The sequence below is a fragment of the Calidifontibacter terrae genome, from assembly GCF_054778835.1.
This window is the reverse complement of the sequence record NZ_BAAGZF010000001.1, coordinates 31,957-49,048: the sequence shown is the minus strand read 5'-3', so window position 1 is coordinate 49,048 and position 17,092 is coordinate 31,957. Positions and strand designations below refer to the sequence as shown.

The 17,092-nt window shown below is 67.4% G+C and carries 17 protein-coding genes; 3 read left to right on the top strand and 14 right to left on the bottom strand.

The genetic code is table 11. From position 1 onward, the window contains the following. Positions 1 to 36: 36 nt before the first annotated feature. From ACYU98_RS00225 to groES, 6 genes are all read right to left on the bottom strand, one after another. Positions 37 to 1,158, bottom strand: coding sequence for a GuaB3 family IMP dehydrogenase-related protein (locus ACYU98_RS00225; RefSeq protein WP_460466159.1), 1,122 nt, complete (start codon positions 1,156 to 1,158; stop codon positions 37 to 39). Between the two features lie 46 nt (positions 1,159 to 1,204). Further along, the gene (guaB, locus tag ACYU98_RS00220) at positions 1,205 to 2,725 is read right to left on the bottom strand and encodes an IMP dehydrogenase (RefSeq protein WP_460466158.1); all 1,521 of its coding nucleotides are present in this window, start codon (positions 2,723 to 2,725) and stop codon (positions 1,205 to 1,207) included. A gap of 46 nt (positions 2,726 to 2,771) precedes the next feature. Next, positions 2,772 to 3,755 (bottom strand): hypothetical protein, encoded by a 984-nt coding sequence (locus tag ACYU98_RS00215; RefSeq protein WP_460466157.1) that lies wholly within the window; start codon positions 3,753 to 3,755, stop codon positions 2,772 to 2,774. After that, on the bottom strand, positions 3,752 to 4,327 hold the full coding sequence (shbA, locus tag ACYU98_RS00210; RefSeq protein WP_460466156.1) for an RNA polymerase sigma factor ShbA: 576 nt from the start codon (positions 4,325 to 4,327) through the stop codon (positions 3,752 to 3,754). The genes ACYU98_RS00215 and shbA overlap by 4 nt, the downstream gene beginning before the upstream one ends. Positions 4,328 to 4,568: 241 nt before the next feature. Beyond that, positions 4,569 to 6,179, bottom strand: coding sequence for a chaperonin GroEL (gene groL / locus ACYU98_RS00205; protein ID WP_460466155.1), 1,611 nt, complete (start codon positions 6,177 to 6,179; stop codon positions 4,569 to 4,571). Positions 6,180 to 6,274: 95 nt separating this feature from the next. Beyond that, positions 6,275 to 6,571 (bottom strand): co-chaperone GroES, encoded by a 297-nt coding sequence (gene groES / locus ACYU98_RS00200; protein ID WP_460466154.1) that lies wholly within the window; start codon positions 6,569 to 6,571, stop codon positions 6,275 to 6,277. Positions 6,572 to 6,785: 214 nt separating this feature from the next. On the opposite strand from groES, the gene ACYU98_RS00195 reads away from it, so the two are divergent. From ACYU98_RS00195 to ACYU98_RS00185, 3 genes are read left to right on the top strand one after another with little or no spacing between them, the layout of a single operon-like run. Then, entirely contained in the window at positions 6,786 to 7,694 is a 909-nt protein-coding gene (locus tag ACYU98_RS00195; protein WP_460466153.1) for a metallophosphoesterase, read from the top strand. After that, a complete protein-coding gene (locus ACYU98_RS00190; protein WP_460466152.1) occupies positions 7,694 to 8,962 on the top strand; it encodes a class I SAM-dependent methyltransferase in 1,269 nt (422 codons plus the stop codon). Before ACYU98_RS00195 ends, ACYU98_RS00190 begins: the two co-directional genes overlap by 1 nt. Positions 8,963 to 8,973: 11 nt before the next feature. Beyond that, entirely contained in the window at positions 8,974 to 10,242 is a 1,269-nt protein-coding gene (locus ACYU98_RS00185; RefSeq protein WP_460466151.1) for a glycoside hydrolase family 3 N-terminal domain-containing protein, read from the top strand. Between the two features lie 32 nt (positions 10,243 to 10,274). Here ACYU98_RS00185 and tsaD read toward each other — a convergent pair whose 3' ends face one another. From tsaD to ACYU98_RS00145, 8 genes are read right to left on the bottom strand one after another with little or no spacing between them, the layout of a single operon-like run. Next, positions 10,275 to 11,321, bottom strand: a complete 1,047-nt coding sequence (gene tsaD / locus ACYU98_RS00180; protein WP_460466150.1) for a tRNA (adenosine(37)-N6)-threonylcarbamoyltransferase complex transferase subunit TsaD — start codon at positions 11,319 to 11,321, stop codon at positions 10,275 to 10,277. After that, positions 11,318 to 11,788 (bottom strand): ribosomal protein S18-alanine N-acetyltransferase, encoded by a 471-nt coding sequence (rimI, locus tag ACYU98_RS00175; RefSeq protein ID WP_460466149.1) that lies wholly within the window; start codon positions 11,786 to 11,788, stop codon positions 11,318 to 11,320. The genes tsaD and rimI overlap by 4 nt, the downstream gene beginning before the upstream one ends. Beyond that, a complete protein-coding gene (gene tsaB, locus ACYU98_RS00170; RefSeq protein ID WP_460466148.1) occupies positions 11,785 to 12,450 on the bottom strand; it encodes a tRNA (adenosine(37)-N6)-threonylcarbamoyltransferase complex dimerization subunit type 1 TsaB in 666 nt (221 codons plus the stop codon). The genes rimI and tsaB overlap by 4 nt, the downstream gene beginning before the upstream one ends. Beyond that, positions 12,447 to 12,911 (bottom strand): tRNA (adenosine(37)-N6)-threonylcarbamoyltransferase complex ATPase subunit type 1 TsaE, encoded by a 465-nt coding sequence (gene tsaE / locus ACYU98_RS00165; RefSeq protein ID WP_460466147.1) that lies wholly within the window; start codon positions 12,909 to 12,911, stop codon positions 12,447 to 12,449. The genes tsaB and tsaE overlap by 4 nt, the downstream gene beginning before the upstream one ends. After that, the gene (locus ACYU98_RS00160; RefSeq protein WP_460466146.1) at positions 12,908 to 14,059 is read right to left on the bottom strand and encodes an alpha/beta fold hydrolase; all 1,152 of its coding nucleotides are present in this window, start codon (positions 14,057 to 14,059) and stop codon (positions 12,908 to 12,910) included. The genes tsaE and ACYU98_RS00160 overlap by 4 nt, the downstream gene beginning before the upstream one ends. After that, complete coding sequence (gene alr / locus ACYU98_RS00155; protein ID WP_460466145.1) at positions 14,052 to 15,206, bottom strand: alanine racemase; 1,155 nt, start codon at positions 15,204 to 15,206, stop codon at positions 14,052 to 14,054. The genes ACYU98_RS00160 and alr overlap by 8 nt, the downstream gene beginning before the upstream one ends. 51 nt (positions 15,207 to 15,257) lie before the next feature. After that, a complete protein-coding gene (locus ACYU98_RS00150) occupies positions 15,258 to 16,679 on the bottom strand; it encodes an NAD(P)H-hydrate epimerase (RefSeq protein WP_460466144.1) in 1,422 nt (473 codons plus the stop codon). 10 nt (positions 16,680 to 16,689) lie between these two features. Further along, entirely contained in the window at positions 16,690 to 17,085 is a 396-nt protein-coding gene (locus tag ACYU98_RS00145; protein WP_460466143.1) for a holo-ACP synthase, read from the bottom strand. Positions 17,086 to 17,092 lie beyond the last annotated feature (7 nt).

Below are 17,092 nucleotides of genomic sequence, written 5' to 3'. Positions count from 1 at the left end.
ACACTCCACCCCGTCGGTCTCACAGACCGACAGAAATCAGCTCTTCTGGTGGGGCGCGACCACGACCTCGACCCGCTGGAACTCCTTCAGTTCCAGGTAGCCGGTGGTCGCCATGGCCCGGCTCAGCGCGCCGATCACATTCGTGGTGCCGTCAGCGCCCAGGCCCGGACCGATGAGGATCTCCTCGAGCGAACCGACAGTGCCGACCTCAACCCGCTCACCGCGCGGGAGTTCGTGGTGGTGGGCCTCGGAGCCCCAGTGGAATCCGCGCCCGGGCGCGGTGGTGGAACGGGCCAGGGCGGCGCCGAGCATGACGGCGTCGGCACCGCAGGCGATCGCCTTGACGATGTCGCCGCTGGTGCCCATGCCCCCGTCGGCAATGACGTGCACGTAGCGACCACCGGTCTCGTCCATGTAGTCGCGGCGGGCAGCCGCAACATCGGCGATGGCCGACGGCAGCGGCACGTGGATGCCAAGCGTCGTACGGGTGGTGTGGGCTGCTCCCCCACCGAACCCGACCAGGACGCCGGCAGCGCCGGTGCGCATGAGGTGAAGCGCGGCGGTGTACGTGGCGACGCCGCCGACGATGACCGGCACGTCGAGCTCGTAGATGAAGCGCTTGAGGTTCAGTGGCTCGGCGCGGCCGGAGACATGTTCAGCCGACACGGTGGTGCCACGGATCACGAACAGGTCGACGCCGGCATCGACGACAACCTTCCAGAACTCCTGGGTGCGCTGGGGCGACAGCGCGCCGGCGACGGTGCAGCCCGAGGCGCGGATCTCCGCCAGGCGCAACCGAATCAGGTCCTCCCGAATCGGCTCGGCGTAGATCTCACGCATCCGCCGGGTGGCTTCAGCCGCGTCGAGACCAGCGATCTCGGCCAGCAGCGGCTCGGGAGACTCGTAGCGAGTCCACAGACCTTCGAGGTCGAGCACCGGCAAACCGCCCAGCTTGCCGAACTCGATCGCCGACTGCGGCGACATCACCGAGTCCATCGGCGCTGCCATGACCGGGAGGTCGAAGTGATAGGCGTCGATCTGCCAACCGACGGATACCTCCTGCGGGTCGCGGGTGCGGCGCGAAGGCACCACCGCGATGTCGTCGAAGGAGTAGGCGCGCCGTCCGCGCTTGCCTCGGCCGATCTCGATCTCAGTCACCCGGGGAGTTTATCGGGCTCCTTCGTACGACTGGGACCTGCATCGCTCAGCGCCCGGTGTAGTTCGGCGCCTCCACAATCCCCTGCACGTCGTGCGGGTGGGACTCCTTCAGTCCGGCGGTGGTGATGCGAACGAACTTGCCACGCTGCTGCAGTTCAGGCACCGTGTTCGCGCCGACGTAGAACATCGACTGGTGCAGACCGCCGACCAGCTGGTGAACGACGGATCCGAGCGGGCCGCGGTAGGGAACCCGACCCTCGATGCCCTCGGGCACCAACTCGTCATCGGAGGCGACATCGGCCTGGAAGTAGCGGTCCTTCGAGAACGACTTCTTGCCGCGCGAAGCCATCGCCCCGAGCGAGCCCATCCCCCGGTAGGTCTTGAACTGCTTGCCGTTGAGCAGCACCAAGTCGCCGGGCGACTCCTCGCAGCCAGCGAACAGCGAACCGAGCATCACCGACGAGGCCCCTGCGACCAGCGCCTTGGCGATGTCACCGGAGTACTGCAGACCGCCATCGGCAATGACCGGAACACCGGCGGGGGTGCAGGCCAGGGCGGCGTCGTAGATCGCGGTGACCTGCGGAACACCGACACCCGCAACGACCCGAGTCGTGCAGATGGATCCCGGTCCAACGCCGACCTTGACCGCGTCAACACCCGCGTCGACGAGTGCTTGAGCACCCTCGCGGGTGGCGACGTTGCCGCCGATGATCTGCACGTGACGGGTCGCCGGGTCGGACTTCAGCTTGCGGATCATGTCGAGCATGAGTCGCGCGTGACCATTGGCCACGTCGGGAACCAGGACGTCGACGCCTGCCTCCACCAGCCGGGTGGCGCGCTCCCACGCATCGCCGAAATACCCGATCGCAGCGGCGACGAGCAGACGACCCTGGTCGTCCTTGGAGGCGTACGGGTGCTGCTCGGACTTCACGAAGTCCTTGACGGTGATCAGACCGGCGAGCTTGCCCTGCTCGTCGACCAGCGGGAGGCGCTCGCGCTTGTGCTGGCGCAGCAGCAGCGTGGCCTCCTCGCGGGCGATGCCGACGGGCCCGGTCACCAGCGGCATCGGCGTCATCATCTCGTGGACCTTGGTGGTGGCCCACTGCGCGACCGGGGTGAAGCGCAGGTCGCGGTTGGTGATGATGCCGACCAGCGTGTTGTCGGGGTCTACGACCGGCAGTCCGGAGACGCGATACCGCCCGCAGACGGCGTCGAGGTCCTCGAGCGTGGCGTCGGGACCGATGGTGACCGGGTTGTCGATGATGCCGGTCTGGGTGCGCTTGACCAGGTCGACCTGCTCCGCCTGGTCGTCAATCGACAGGTTGCGGTGGAGCACCCCGATCCCACCCTCGCGAGCCATCGCGATGGCCATCCGCGACTCGGTCACGGTGTCCATGGCCGCGGAGATCAGCGGCACGCGCAGCGACAGTTCCCGGGTCAGCTTCGAGGTGGTGTCAACCTCGCTGGGGATGACGTCGGTCTCCCCTGGCAACAGCAGGACATCGTCGTAGGTGAGGCCCAACTGGCCGAAGATCGGGGGGACATCAAAGGAGGACGAGGGCGCCATTGCACCATTCTACGGGCGTCCGACGGACCCTTCGGACAGGCGGTCCTCAGCGGGGGGAGGAGCTGCCGATCGGACGCGGAAGCTCGCGCGGGGTGGGAACCGGTGCTGGCTCGCCCTGAGCGCTGCTGGTCAACCCGGTCATCGTCGCCTGGCTGGCGCTGGTGGCAACGGTCGAACCGGCGGTGGTCGAGCTGGAGGCGATCCCGCGCGTGGCAGAACTCGACGCGCTGGTGGTCGGGCTGGAACCGCCGACCGTACTGGTGGGGCTGGGCGTCACCTGCGGTCCCCAGGTGGTGGTTGACGAGGTGGTCGGACCCGTCGTCGACGGTGTGGTGGGGCTGGTAGTCGACGGGGTCGGGCTGGTAGTCGACGGGGTCGGCGAACTGGTCGTCGGCTTGGGTGCCTCGGAGGGCGCCGTCGAGGTGGGACTCGAAGGCGACTTCGAACCCGGCAGACGCACCGGAGTTTTCGGCAACGGGCTGCGGGTCAGCGGGCTGTGCGACCGCGACGCCGGCGTGGTCGCAGTAGTGGTGGTGGACGGCGCGATCATCACGGGCGAGGAATGGTCTGCGTTCACCGGCGGGACCGAAGTCGGGTCCGTCGGGTCGGTGTTCGAGGTCTGCACCCCTGCACGCTCACTCGGGAACGCGCCCCGGGTGGTCCGGAACACCGGCCCATCTGCCGGCAACGGTGTCTCACCAGACAGCGCGCGGGTGACGTTGCCCAACTGCCGCAACCCCGGAACGGTGGTGCCCGAGACGGCAGCTGCGACCGAACTCACCGACAGCGCAGCAGTTGCCACACCGGCTCCAACCAAGAACCGACGCAGGCTCGGCGCGGTCGCTCCGGCCCGGGCATAGCGCCCGACACCGCGGCTCCAGCGCGAGGAATCTGCCGCGCTCGGCTCATCGTCGATGTAGGCCAACCAGGGCTCGAAGAGTTCGCCCAGCTCGTCGTCGGCAGCGCGTCGCGCGCCGAGCGCATCGAGGTACCGGTCGTCGTTGCGGATGTCGTCGATGCGCGGGGTCATCGCGGTTCCTGCCTAGCGGCCAAGGCGCGCAGCTTCGCCAGCGCGCGGTGCTGCGCCACTCGTACGGCGCCGGCCTTCATCCCCAGGGCGGCTGCGGTCTCGTCGGCGGAGAGGCCGACGGCCACGCGGAGGGTGATGATCTCCCGCTGCTGCGGATTGAGGTGGTCGAGCAGAGCGTCCAGACGCTCGGCCTCGGCCGACATCATCGCCCGTTCCTCAGGGTTGGGAGCGAGGTCTGTCTGCTCGGGGACATCCGAGGTGGGTGTCGCGCCGCGCAGAACTCCGCGCTGGGCGTCGGCGACCTTGTTCGAGGCGATGCGGTAGACGAACGCCTCGAAGGGGAATCCCTTGTCGACATAGCGAGGTAGGGCAGTCAGCACTGCGACACACACCTCCTGGGCCACGTCGGCAGAGGAATCAGCTGTTGCGGAGTGGCGCCCGAGCCGGGCGCGCGCATACCGCAGCGCGAGCTGATGCACACCTGCCATCAAGGATTCGGTGGCTCCCGCGTCTCCCCTGCGGGCTGGCGCCACCAGATCACGCAGTGGAATCTGCGTGTCCGCCAAGGACATCGGACTACCGGACCAATTCGTTACGGGTGGGGTTTCAGAACGCGTCGAATACTGCGACACAGACTGTCTCCCTCGTTCGTAGGACCCTTATTCGGTGTGGATGCACCCACCCCAACGCCCCCACCACAGTAGGCGGCGCATTCTCCAAAGGTAAAGAACTAGTCAAGAAACCGCGAATGCCCCGGAATCTCTCAGGAGATTTCCGGGGCATTCGGTGGACGTTCGTCAGCTAGTCACAGTGTCAGTGCGAGTGACCGTGCCCAGCCGCAGCCTCGTCGTCTTCGGCCGGCTTCTCGACGACGAGCGTGTCGGTGGTCAAGACCATCGACGCGATCGACGCAGCGTTGCGCAGCGCGGAACGGGTGACCTTGACCGGGTCGATGACGCCGGCCTTGATCAGGTCGACGTAGTCACCGGTGGCCGCGTTCAGGCCCTGACCGACGGGCAGTTCGCCAACCTTGGCAACGGCGACGTAGCCCTCGAGACCAGCGTTCTCAGCGATCCAACGCAGCGGCTCAGCCGCGGCCTTGCGAACCACGTTCGCACCGGTGGCCTCGTCGCCCTCGAGCTGCAGAGCGTCGAGCGCCGACACTGCGTGAACCAACGCGGAGCCACCGCCAGCGACGATGCCCTCCTCAATGGCCGCACGCGTCGCGGAGATGGCGTCCTCGATGCGGTGCTTCTTCTCCTTCAGCTCCACCTCGGTGTGGGCGCCGACCTTGATGACGCAGACGCCACCGGCAAGCTTCGCCAGTCGCTCCTGCAGCTTCTCGCGGTCCCAGTCGGAGTCGGTGCGCTCGATCTCGGACTTGAGCTCACGAACCCGGCCGTCGACGTCAGCGCTGTCACCCTGTCCGTCGATGATCGTGGTGGTGTCCTTGGTGACGACGACGCGACGCGCCTGGCCGAGAACCTCAACGCCGGCCTGGTCGAGCTTGAGGCCGACCTCTTCGGCGACGACCTGACCACCGGTCAGGATCGCAATGTCCTGCAGCATCGCCTTGCGACGGTCTCCGAAGCCCGGAGCCTTCACCGCGACGACGTTGAAGGTGCCGCGGATCTTGTTGACGACCAGGGTGGACAGCGCTTCGCCGTCGATGTCCTCGCCGATGATCAGCAACGGCTTGCCAGCCTGAACGACCTTCTCCAGCAGCGGCAGAACCTCGGCGATGGCCGAGATCTTGCCCTGGTTGATCAGGATGTAGGCGTCCTCCAGGACAGCCTCCATCCGCTCCGGGTCGCTGACGAAGTAGGGCGAGATGTAGCCCTTGTCGAACTGCATGCCCTCGGTGAAGTCGAGGTCGGTGACCGCGGTCGAAGACTCCTCGACCGTGATGACGCCGTCCTTACCGACCTTGTCGAACGCGTCCGCGATGAGGCCACCGATGGTGGTGTCCTGCGCCGAGAGCGAGGCGACCTGAGCGATCTCTTCCTTGCCGTCGACCTCGCGGGCCGTCTTCAGGAGTTGCTCGTTGACGGCCTCGACGGCCTTGTCCATGCCGCGCTTCAGACCGGACGGCGAAGCACCGGCGGCCACGTTGCGCAGGCCCTCCTTGACCATGGCCTGAGCCAGAACGGTCGCGGTGGTCGTGCCGTCACCGGCGACGTCGTTGGTCTTGGTGGCGACCTCCTTGGCGAGCTGCGCGCCGAGGTTTTCGTACGGGTCGTCCAGCTCGACCTCGCGGGCGATGGTGACACCGTCGTTGGTGATCGTGGGGGCGCCCCACTTCTTGTCGATGACGACGTTGCGGCCCTTCGGGCCGAGCGTCACCTTGACCGCGTTGGCCAAGGCGTCGACGCCACGCTCGAGGGACTTGCGGGCATCGTCGTTGAACTCAAGAGTTTTTGCCATGTGTGTTCCTTCTCCCAGATGTCGGTGACATACGTGCGCCCCGGTCGCGGCCCCAGCAAGGGCTGCGGGCCGGGGCGCCGTACGAAGTCAGTGAGTCAGCGCTCGACGACCGCGAGGATGTCCCGCGCGCTCAGGATGAGGAGCTCCTGACCGGAGTACTTCACCTCGGTGCCGCCGTACTTGGAGTAGATGACCTTGTCGCCGACGGCGATGTCCAGCGGAACTCGCTGGCCGTTGTCGTCGATGCGACCCGGACCAACGGCCAGGACCTCACCCTCCTGGGGCTTCTCCTTGGCGGTGTCCGGGATGACGAGACCGGAAGCGGTCGTCTGCTCGGCCTCGACGGCCTTCACCACGATGCGGTCCTCGAGCGGCTTGATGTTTACCGACACGGCGGATCCTTTCTGTTCGCGACCCGGGCTGATCACCCGGGGAAAATAGGTCCCGCGGCTTGCCGATCCGCACTACCGCTGGGCCGCCGTCGCGGGGGTCGACCCTGGTGGTGTGGACTGGCACTGTCACGGGCTGAGTGCCAGCACTGAATCTATGCCGCGATTAGCACTCCCGCAAGTCGAGTGCCAATGGGTGGGCGAGGAGAATGGAACCATGCGATTCGCGCCCGATCCGACTCACACGATCGCCCATCTGAGCGACCCGCACCTGCTGGCTGGCGGCGCACGCTTGGGCGACGTGATCGACGTCGTCGACAACCTGCGGGCGACGATGGAGCAACTCGAGCGCATCGGCCGCCGGATCGACGCGATGGTGTTCACCGGCGACCTCGCCGATCGCGGTGAAGACGAGGCGTACGACCGACTGCGGGCCATCGTGGAGCCAACCGCCCGGCGCCTGGGCAGCGAACTGATCTGGGTGATGGGCAATCACGATGAACGGGGCCCGTACGCTCGCCGGCTGTTCGGAGGGGACGACACCGACGAACCGCAGGATCGGTCGTACGACCTGCACGGCCTGCGCGTGATCGCCTTGGACACGACGGTCACCGGGTATCACCACGGATCGCTGAGCGATCACCAACTCTCCTGGCTGGCCAGCGAACTGGCAACGCCCGCCGAACACGGCACGCTGCTGGCGCTGCACCACCCGCCGTTGCCCAGCGTCGTCGATCTGATGAATCTGCTCAGCCTGCAGCGGCAGGAGGAGTTCGCGGCGGCGATCGCCGGAAGCGACGTGCGTGGGATCCTCGCCGGCCACCTCCACCACAGCAGCCATGGCCTGTTCGCCGGCGTCCCGGTCTCGGTTGCGGCGGCATCCTGCTACTCCCTCGACGCCGGCGCGCCGAATGGGGCCCTGATCGGCCTCGACGGCCGGCAGGGCTTCGACCTGGTCGATGTTCACCCCAGCGGGATCCTGCATACCCTCGTTCCACTCGGCAGCCCGCCGGTGGTCAGCGGTTTCGACGACGCGGTCGCCGATGCGCTTGCGGCACTGCCCGCTGACGAGGCTCTGGAGGCGTTCTCCAGCAAGTCCTCGACCTGGACTCCCCCGGTCATCTGATGGACGCCGCACTCATTGACCGACTCCGCGCGAGCGGACTTCTGGAAGCGCTGCCGCCTTATTCGGCGCGGGATGTCTTTGCTCTCACCTCGACCTTGCGCGGCGCCGGTCACGATCCCGACCTGGTCGCGGCCGCCCTCACCCAGTCGGAGTTGCGCGCTCGCGGCCGTGCGAAGTTCGGCGAAGCTGCGGCCTCGATGCTGTTCACCACCGACGGGCTGGAACAGGCCACTAGGCCCGCAATCGCCGTGTTGCATGCTCAGCGTTTCCTAGCAGCCGACGTGCCGATCGTCTACGACCTGGGCTGCGGAATCGGTTCGGACGCAGGGGCTTTCGCTAGTTCTGGGCTCTCGGTCGTAGCGGTGGATGCTGACCCGGCGACCTCCCGGATCGCGGCCGCCAACCTTGCCGGAACGTCCGCCCGAGCTGTTTGTGCGCGAGCCGAAGAAGTCGAGTTGCCGCCCGAAGCGGGCGTCTGGCTCGACCCAGCCCGGCGTACCACCGGGGTCGCCGACGCGACTGGGCGCACCAAGCGCACCTTCCGACTCGACCAGCTCATGCCGAGTTGGGAGTTCGTGACCGGCTTGGGAGCGTCCGGTCGAGCCGTCGGCGTGAAGCTGAGCCCGTCGCTGGATTTGCGTCAGGTTCCCGATGGTGCTGAGGCGCAGTGGATTTCGCTGGACGGAGAGGTGTTGGAGGCCGCGCTCTGGTTCGGCCCGCTGGTCGAACGCGCGGAACGCAGCGCGGTCGTCCTGCGCAGTGGCAGTCACAGCGTTGTCCGCCCGGTCGACGAGCGGTTCGAGCCGGTCGCCTCCCTGGATGACCTCGGCGCCTTCCTCTACGAAGCCGACCGCGGGGTCGTACGCGCCGGGCTCACCGACGCGCTGTCCGCGGCGGTCGAAGGCCGAGAACTGACGGCCGGGCTAGGTCATGTCACCGCCGACCGACCGGTCGACCTTCCTTGGGCGCGCTCGTTCCGGATCGTCGACGCCGTCGCCTATAACGTCAAGACGCTCCGCGCTCGGCTGCGCGATGAACACGTCGGGGTGTTGACGGTCAAGGCGCGCGGGGTGGCGATCGACGAACCGGCGCTGCGGCGACAGCTCAAGCTGAACGGTTCCGCGGCCGCGACAATCTTGGTGACTCGGGTCGCCGGTGACCAGGTCGTGCTCTTCTTGGAGCACACCCGTTCTGATTTTGCGAGCCCGGAAGGGTCGGGGACGCGACAAGAGGCGCAAAACCCTTCCGGCGACGGTGCACCTGCTTAGGCTGGGCCGCGATGAAGAAGCTTGCCGCGCTCTGCCTGCCCCTGATGTTGGTGGGGTGTTCTGACACGTCCACGTCGGCGACGTCCACCAGTGGGTCCTTGACCACCCCCGGCAACTCGAGCACTACCGCCACGTCATCCTCGGCCGACGCAACGACGAACTCGTCCATGTCATCCTCAACGACGGCCACCTCAACCCCCACCTCGAGACCGGCCGGCGCTGATCGCTGCGTTCAGCAACTTGCCGACGCGATGACCCCGGCGCAACGGTCCGGTCAGCTGATCATGGTGGGCCTGCAGCACGGCACCGCTCCGTCCTCACTGGATGACGAGATCAGCGAAGCCCACATCGGAAACTTCTTCTTCATCGGCGGCTGGAGCAACGGCAGCGACTCCGTTCGGTCGATCACCACCCACGTGCAGGCCCAAGTGAATCAGTCGTCCACCCGGAACGTGAAGTTCCTGATCAGCGCCGATCAGGAGGGCGGGAAGGTTCAGCAACTCAAGGGCAACGGGTTCACTGTGTTGCCTAGCGCGCTACAACAAGGCGAGGGCACCGCCGACGCCCGCACCCGCATCGGCGCCATCATCGGCCGTGACCTGAAAGCAGCCGGGGTCAACATCAACCTCGCCCCGGTCGCCGACGTGGTGCCGCCGGGGACCGCCGCCAACAACGCCGCGATCGGGAAGTACAGCCGCGAGTACGGCTCCTCCCCCGGCACTGTCGCGAGTTCAATCGTCGACGTGATGAAGGGGATGCAGGACCAAGGTGTATTGGCCACGCTGAAACACTTCCCTGGCCTCGGACGCGTCCCGAACAACACTGACTTCTCCAGCAGCGGCATCACCGATGACCAGACGACCTCGACCGATGCCTTCCTTCAACCCTTTGCCACCGGCATCTCCCAGCAACCCGGAATGGTCATGGTCGCCTCGGCCTACTACTCCAAGATCGACGGCGCGAACCCGGCGATCTTCTCCTCCGCGGTCATCAACGGCATGCTGCGCCAGCGGCTCGGTTGGAACGGTGTCGTGATCAGCGACGACCTCAACGCGGTCGCCGTACGCGGCGTGCCTGCCAATCAGCGAGGCATCCGGATGATCCGCGCCGGCGGCGACATCGCCCTCACCGGTTCGGTGTCCGGAGCCCGCAACATGGCTGCTGCAATGACCTCGCTCGCCGGCAAGGATCCGAGCTTCGATCAACAGGTGCGGGCTTCCGTCACGCGGGTGCTGCAGTTGAAGACGCGGATGGGGCTGACTCCCTGCTCCGTGGCCTGACCCCTCCCCGACCCGGGTCAGGTCAGGTCAGGTCAGGGAACAAGAACCTCGGAGACCGGCAGCGAGGAGTCGGTGCCCAGGCTCAGATCCGAGGCAGACAAACCACGCTGTACGACCTGCGCGCCGAGCGCCGCCACCATCGCGCCGTTGTCGGTGCACAGTCGTACGCGGGGAACTCGGAGGCTGATTCCGGCTGCGGCACAGCGTTGTTCGGCCATTGCGCGCAACTGGGTGTTGGCAGTCACGCCGCCACCGATCTGCAGATCCTTGATGCCGTATTCCTGACAGGCGTCGACCGCCTTGCGGGTCAACACGTCGGCGACGGCCGCCGCGAAACTCGCCGCGACGTCCTCCACCGGAACCGGACGGCCGTCCCGCTCGCATTGCTGCACCCACCGCACCACTGCGGTCTTGAGCCCCGAGAACGAGAAGTCGAAGCGGTGTCGTTCGAGATCGCGCTTCGAGGTCAACCCGCGCGGAAAGGCGATGGCCTTCGAATCGCCTTGGGTGGCAAGGCGATCCAGATGCGGCCCGCCAGGATAGGGCACGCCCAGAACGCGCGCGACCTTGTCGAACGCCTCCCCCGCCGCGTCGTCGATGGTGCGGCCCAGTGCCTCAACATCGGTCACGATGTCGCCCACCCGCAGCAGGTCCGTATGGCCACCGGAGACCAGCAAGGCCATCGTCGGAGTGGGCAGCGGGCCGTGGTCGAGCACGTCAGCGCAAACGTGGGCGGCGAGGTGATTGACGCCGTACAACGGCTTGTCCAGCGCCCACGCGACCGCTTTCGCCGCCGACACCCCGACCATCAGCGCTCCGGCCAAACCCGGTCCAGCGGTGACGGCCACCGCGTCGACTTCGCGCAGCGTCAGGCCGGCGTCGTCGCAGGCGCGGCGGATCATCGGCAGGATCGCCTCGAGATGCGCCCGGCTAGCGACCTCGGGAACCACTCCGCCGAATCGAACATGTTCATCGACGCTGCTGGCCAGCGCATCGCCGAGCAGGGTGGTGCCGCGCACCAGCGCCACGCCGGTCTCGTCACACGAACTCTCGATGCCGAGCACGATCGGTTCGCTCATGAGTCTTCCTTCAACAATGCGCGCATGATGATCGCGTCGACGCCCTCGGGTTGGTAATACCTGCGACGCAGGCTGATCTGCTCGAATCCGTTGCGGTCGTAGAGCTTTCGGGCGGCCACATTGTCGGCGCGCACCTCCAGCAGCAGTGCTTCCGCCCCGGCGGAGGCAGCCTCGTCACGCATCCAGGTGACCAGTTCGCGCGCCAGACCACTGCCTCGGCCGCGCGGCACGACCGCGATCGTCATGACGTCAGCGACGTCGTGGCCCGGGCAATCGACGCCGGCATAGGCAACGATTCCCGCTTCGTCCTCAACCACCCGATACCGCCGCGACGGCCGGGCCGCATGCTCGGCCCACCAGGTGTTCTCACTCCACGCCTCGTGGCCGAAAAGCTCGGCGTCGAGTGCGGTCAGGGGCGCGATGTCCTGCCAGATCATCGGCCGGGAAGTCATCGGGGCGGACGTCATCGGCCCAGCGCCGACTTCTGCCCGGCCGAGGGCACAGCGTCGGGCTGGCGCAGATAGAGCGGCTGCAGCGCAAGCAGCTCACTGCCCTCGGCGAGCCGGCGAACCACCAACGCGCCGAGCGCGGCCGCGTCGACATCGAGTTGCGGCAACGGGTTCACGAACAACTCGGGATAGAGATCCGGGCCACGACCGGCGGTCGGTAGCGCGCGCAGCGCCTCATCCAGCTCGGCCGGCCGATGCACCTGCGGGTCATTCACCCGCGCACCATCGGTGTAGCGCGCCCAATAGACCTCCTTGCGCCGCCCGTCGGTTGCGACCAGAAAGTCACTCGGCGAATTCGACTCTGCCGCAACGGCGTAGGCGATCGCATCAAGGCTGCAGACGCCGTACGCGGGCCGGTCCAGGACCAGTCCGAGCGTCGCCGCGGTGGTGATCCCAACCCGCAAACCGGTGAACGGGCCCGGCCCGACACCGACCGCGAAGGCATCGATCGAGGATCTGGAGACGCCGGCCTCGGCGACCACGTCGCGCACCAACGGCATCAGGATCTCGGTGTGTCGGCGTGCATCTACCGAGGAGCGCGCAGCCAGAACGGTATTGCCGTCGAGCAGGGCGACCGTCACCGCGGAAGTCGAAGTGTCCATCGCGAGCAATCTGTTCATCCGAGGTCCTCCAGCAACTGCTCGAAACGCGGTCCGCGCGGCCGACAGGTGATCGTTCGGGCCTCCGTGTCGGGGTCGACGTCGATCACCAATTCGAGGCACGCGTCGGCCAGGTGGTCGACGATGCCCGAACCCCACTCCACGATGGTGACCGCCGCATCCAGGTCGGAGTCGAGATCGAGGTCGTCGAGCTCCAGTTCACCGCTGAGCCGATAGGCATCAACGTGCACCAACGCCGGTCCCCCGACGAGCGAAGGGTGAACCCGGGCGATGACAAACGTCGGGGAGGTGATGGGACCGCGCACCTGCAGACCCTCGGCGATGCCTTGAGTCAAGGTCGTCTTGCCGGCTCCGAGGCCACCGGTCAACACCACGAGGTCACCGGCCCGCAGCAGCGAACCCAACTGGCGCCCCCATTTCTGCGTGGTTTCCCGATCGGCCAGTGTGACAATGGGATTCACGAGCGATCCTTACCCGATCGGGCGGACTCCGCACGCACCCGAGCACCGACGTCGACCACCCGGCGAACCACCCGAGGCCGTCGCGGGCGATCCGGCTCCTCGATCGCGCGCGAAGCGCGCTCGGCCAGTTCGACCACCTGAGTGTTGACGATTTCCGGGTATTCCATCGGCAGCATATGGCCGGCCCCGCGCACCACGACATATTCAGCATGGGGCATGTGGTCGATCATCTCGGCGGCGTGAGCAACCGGCACGATCATGTCGCGGTCACCGTGGAGGACCAACGTCTCGATGCCGTCGAATTGCTGCAGTACCTCGACTCGCTCGTGGTCCAACAGGGTCGGCAGGAACGCCGAAATCACGCTCATCGGCGTGGCAAAGATCATGTCGCCGGTGTAGCGGACCAACGACAACGGAACATCGGAGCCGAACGAATAACGGTGGACGAAGAATGACTCCACGTCGCGCCCGGCGCGCAGCGCAAGGTCGACCAATTTCTGGCGGGTGCCCAGACCGTTCATCGCCGTCGGGCCGACACGGTGGACCACCGCGCCGATCTGCTTGCCGAAACCGAAGTCGTGAGTGCTCAGTCCACCGGCGGTGGTGCAGAGCAGTCCGATGCCGACAACGCGCTCGGCGATCAGCTCAGGGAATTGCTCCGCGAGCGCCATGATCGCCATCCCACCCATCGAGTGGCCGATCAACAGCAGGGGGCCCTCGGGCACCTCTTGGGCGATGACTTCGTGCAGGTCGCTGCCCAACTGCGCGATCGTGTACGACGTCGGTTCGCCGCGCTCGGACAGCCCGTGGCCGCGCTGGTCCCACAGGACCACCCGGTAACCGGCGTCGCGCAACACCTGCCGCTGGAAGTGCCAGACCCCGTGGTTCTGGGTGTAACCGTGGGTGAGAATGACTGTCGGACGCCCGCCCACCTTCGGGCCGCGCGGCTCGTCGATCTCGACGTGCAGGGGCACAGCGTCGCTGATCACGACGGTTTCAAAGTCGGGAACATCGTCGTATTCGTCGGCGACTCCCAGGGCGACCGCGGTCGATCGGGCGCGCACCAGGCGCTCGGTTGCGATGCCCAAAGCTGTCGCGGCGCCCGCCGCGACCACCCCTACTCCGACGCCCAGAACGCCGTCAGCCACGATCGCCTCCGCGGTAAACGCGCGGCAGTCGAGCGCTCATCCGGGCGATGATCTCGTAGCTGATGGTGCCGGCCGCGTCGGCCCAGTCCTGCGCGGTTGGGCTGCCATCGGCACCGTTCCCGAACAGCACGACCTCGTCGCCTGCCGCAACCTGCGCGTCGCCAACATCGACGACGAACTGGTCCATGCAGACCCGCCCGGAGACGGTGTAGCGGCTGCCGTTGATCGACACCGGCCCACGCGACGACGCATGGCGGGGCACCCCGTCGACGTAACCGATCGGCACGTCAACCACGGTGGTCTCCCGCTCGGCGACGTAGGTGTGGCCGTAGCTGACCCCCTGGCCAGCCGGGATGCGCTTGGTGACCGTGAGGTTCGCCGAGACGGTCATCGCCGGAATGAGCCCGAAGTCAGCCGGCCCGCCCAGCTCGGGCACAGGCGACAGCCCATAGACCGCCAAGCCCGGCCGCACCATGTCCCACGCCGCGGTAGGCGTCGTCAGGGTGGCCGCGGAGTTGGCCATATGGCGCACCTCGAGGTCGAATCCGGCCCGCTCGCAGTCTCGTACTGCATCGGCGAAACGTTCCTGCTGAGCAAGGACGGTCGGGTGGGTCGGGGCATCCGCGAAGGCGAAGTGAGTGAAAACGCCGGTGACCTGCACGGCCCCCTCGGCAACCAACGGGCGAACCGCCTCCACGAGGGCCGGCCAGTCCGGACCATAGGCGCCGTTGCGGGCGAGGCCGGTGTCGACCTTCAACTGAATCCGGGCGGCTCGACCCAGCCGTCGAGCCGCCGCAGCGATCTCGTCCAGTTCCCAGATAGCCGGAACCGCAAGATCGATCGACCGCTCCACCGCGGCGCCGAAGTCGAGGCCCGGACAATGCAGCCAGGACAACACTGGGGCGTCGATTCCGCTGTCACGCAACGCAATCGCTTCGGCCAGCTGGGCGACGCCGAGCCAACTGGCTCCGCCATCGAGCGCGGCGCGAGCCGAGGGGATCAGACCGTGACCGTAGGCATCCCCCTTGACTACCGCCATGACCTCCGCAGAGCCGGCGTGGCCCTTGAGGGATCGGACGTTCGAACTAATGGCGTCGAGGTCGACCGTGACGCGGGCCGGAGCACCGGCTGCAGGAGTCGTAGACATAGCGTCGCCGATTCTCCCACCTTCGCGGTCGAATCGCGCCACGTGGGCCGGTCAGCCGCGCAGGAGGCCGGCAACAGTGGGACCAATCGCGCGCGCTACGTCCAATGCGCGGACGGGTCCGTCCGGATTAGCGACATCCGCCGCGCGGCCGTGAACGAAGGCGCCGAGCGCTCCCGCCGTTCGCAGATCCAGCCCGCAGGCAGCCAACGACCCGATGACTCCAGCCAGCACGTCGCCGGAGCCCGCCGTCGCCAACCACGCCGACCCGTCGGCCTGCGACATCACCGGCTCGCCCGAATCTGTCGGCGGCACCACCACGGTGACCGCGCCCTTGAGCAGCACCACCACGTCCAGCGCATCGGCCACCGCGCGAGCGCCGACCACGTCGGGTTCGCCGGGCAGATCGAGCCGCTCCATCAAGGTGCGCAGTTCACCGGCATGAGGAGTGAGCACCGTTGGGGCGGAACGCGGTTCGTCGATCAACGCCAGGGCGCCGGCATCGAGCACAACAGGCAAGTCGCCCTGCAAGATTTCATCGACCAGGTCGGCAGCTCCGCCGTGGCCGTCCCACCCGGATCCGAGCAACCACGCCTGCACTTTTCCGGGGCCCGTCACAACCTCGGGCACGTGGTTCAACACCATGTCGGCCGCCCGACGCGGCCCGACGTACCGCACCATCCCGACACCGGCGGTCACTGCGGCGGTGACCCCGAGAACAGCGGCGCCAGGGTAGGTCTCGCTCCCCGTCATCACGCCGAGCACACCGCGGGAGTATTTGTCGTCGTACGCCATCGGGATCGGCCAGAGGTCCGGCACGTCGGTGACCACGATTCGCGCGAACGCGGGCTGCTGCGGCTCGGCGACGCCGATGTCGACCACCGTCAGCAAGCCGGTGGCCGGCTCGCCGGCCGGCGAAAGATGTCCCGGCTTGGCGAGCGCGAAGGTGACTGTCTCGTCGGCGTAGATCGCGTCGCCGGCCCGCAGCCCGTTCGGGTCGATGCCCGAGGGCAGGTCGACAGCCACCACGTAGGCCTCGGGGTCGATGAGTTCGGCCAACTTTGTCAGGTGGGGCGGCAACCCGGGTCGACCACCGATGCCCAGAACGCCGTCGACGACAAGGTCGGCCTCCCCCAGCGCCGTTGCCACCTCCTCGCTGGGTTCACCCTCGCGCCACTCCAAGGCGATCGCGCCGGCCGCGACAGCAGCGGCCAGTCCTTCCTCGTGAACGGTCGAACCGGTCTGCACCACAACCACGTTCGCGACTTCACAGGTCGTTGCTGCTGCGTAAAGGGCGTCGCCGCCGTTGTCGCCAGAGCCGGCCAACACCACCACGCGCTCGCCCTCATCGAGGCGGGCCAGCAGCACCTGCGCCAGACCATCAGCGGCGCGGCGCATCAGTTCTCCCTCCGGCAGATCGGCCATGGCCGACCGCTCGGCGGTTCGTACGTCGTCGATGCCATAAGCACGGATCATGGTGGCTCCTTCAGCTGGGGTCGTCGTACGGCGAGGGCACCTGAGGCGGGCCGTCACCCTCCGCGACCACCATCGCGGTCACGAAGTCACCGTCATGGGAGATCGAGAGATGGAATCGGTCGACTCCGAGTTCGCGGGCTCTCCCGGCGACCGTCCCGGCCACCTGGAAGAACGGCTGACCGGCGGTCGTACGGCGAACCACCGCGTCGGTCCATGCCAGGCCGGCCGGGGCGCCGAGCGCCTTGGCGATCGCTTCCTTGGCGGCGAACCGCCCGGCGATCGTCGACGGTGCGCCCTGCAGTTCCTCGACCTGGAACAGGCGAGCGGCCAGGCCGGGGGTGCGCTGAATTGTCGCGGTGAATCTGCTCACCACCACGAGGTCCACGCCGACACCGACGACACTCATCGGGCGC

What these genes read in the sequence shown, in the direction of transcription:
- ACYU98_RS00215 (WP_460466157.1), bottom strand. Translation starts at nt 3,755, where the DNA reads ATGACCCCGCGCATCGACGACATCCGCAACGACGACCGGTACCTCGAT.
- rimI (WP_460466149.1), bottom strand. Translation starts at nt 11,788, where the DNA reads ATGACGTCCGCCCCGATGACTTCCCGGCCGATGATCTGGCAGGACATC.
- groL (WP_460466155.1), bottom strand. Translation starts at nt 6,179, where the DNA reads ATGGCAAAAACTCTTGAGTTCAACGACGATGCCCGCAAGTCCCTCGAG.
- ACYU98_RS00150 (WP_460466144.1), bottom strand. Translation starts at nt 16,679, where the DNA reads ATGATCCGTGCTTATGGCATCGACGACGTACGAACCGCCGAGCGGTCG.
- ACYU98_RS00190 (WP_460466152.1), top strand. Translation starts at nt 7,694, where the DNA reads ATGGACGCCGCACTCATTGACCGACTCCGCGCGAGCGGACTTCTGGAA.
- tsaB (WP_460466148.1), bottom strand. Translation starts at nt 12,450, where the DNA reads ATGAACAGATTGCTCGCGATGGACACTTCGACTTCCGCGGTGACGGTC.
- tsaD (WP_460466150.1), bottom strand. Translation starts at nt 11,321, where the DNA reads ATGAGCGAACCGATCGTGCTCGGCATCGAGAGTTCGTGTGACGAGACC.
- ACYU98_RS00195 (WP_460466153.1), top strand. Translation starts at nt 6,786, where the DNA reads ATGCGATTCGCGCCCGATCCGACTCACACGATCGCCCATCTGAGCGAC.
- guaB (WP_460466158.1), bottom strand. Translation starts at nt 2,725, where the DNA reads ATGGCGCCCTCGTCCTCCTTTGATGTCCCCCCGATCTTCGGCCAGTTG.
- alr (WP_460466145.1), bottom strand. Translation starts at nt 15,206, where the DNA reads ATGTCTACGACTCCTGCAGCCGGTGCTCCGGCCCGCGTCACGGTCGAC.
- ACYU98_RS00145 (WP_460466143.1), bottom strand. Translation starts at nt 17,085, where the DNA reads ATGAGTGTCGTCGGTGTCGGCGTGGACCTCGTGGTGGTGAGCAGATTC.
- shbA (WP_460466156.1), bottom strand. Translation starts at nt 4,327, where the DNA reads ATGTCCTTGGCGGACACGCAGATTCCACTGCGTGATCTGGTGGCGCCA.
- ACYU98_RS00185 (WP_460466151.1), top strand. Translation starts at nt 8,974, where the DNA reads ATGAAGAAGCTTGCCGCGCTCTGCCTGCCCCTGATGTTGGTGGGGTGT.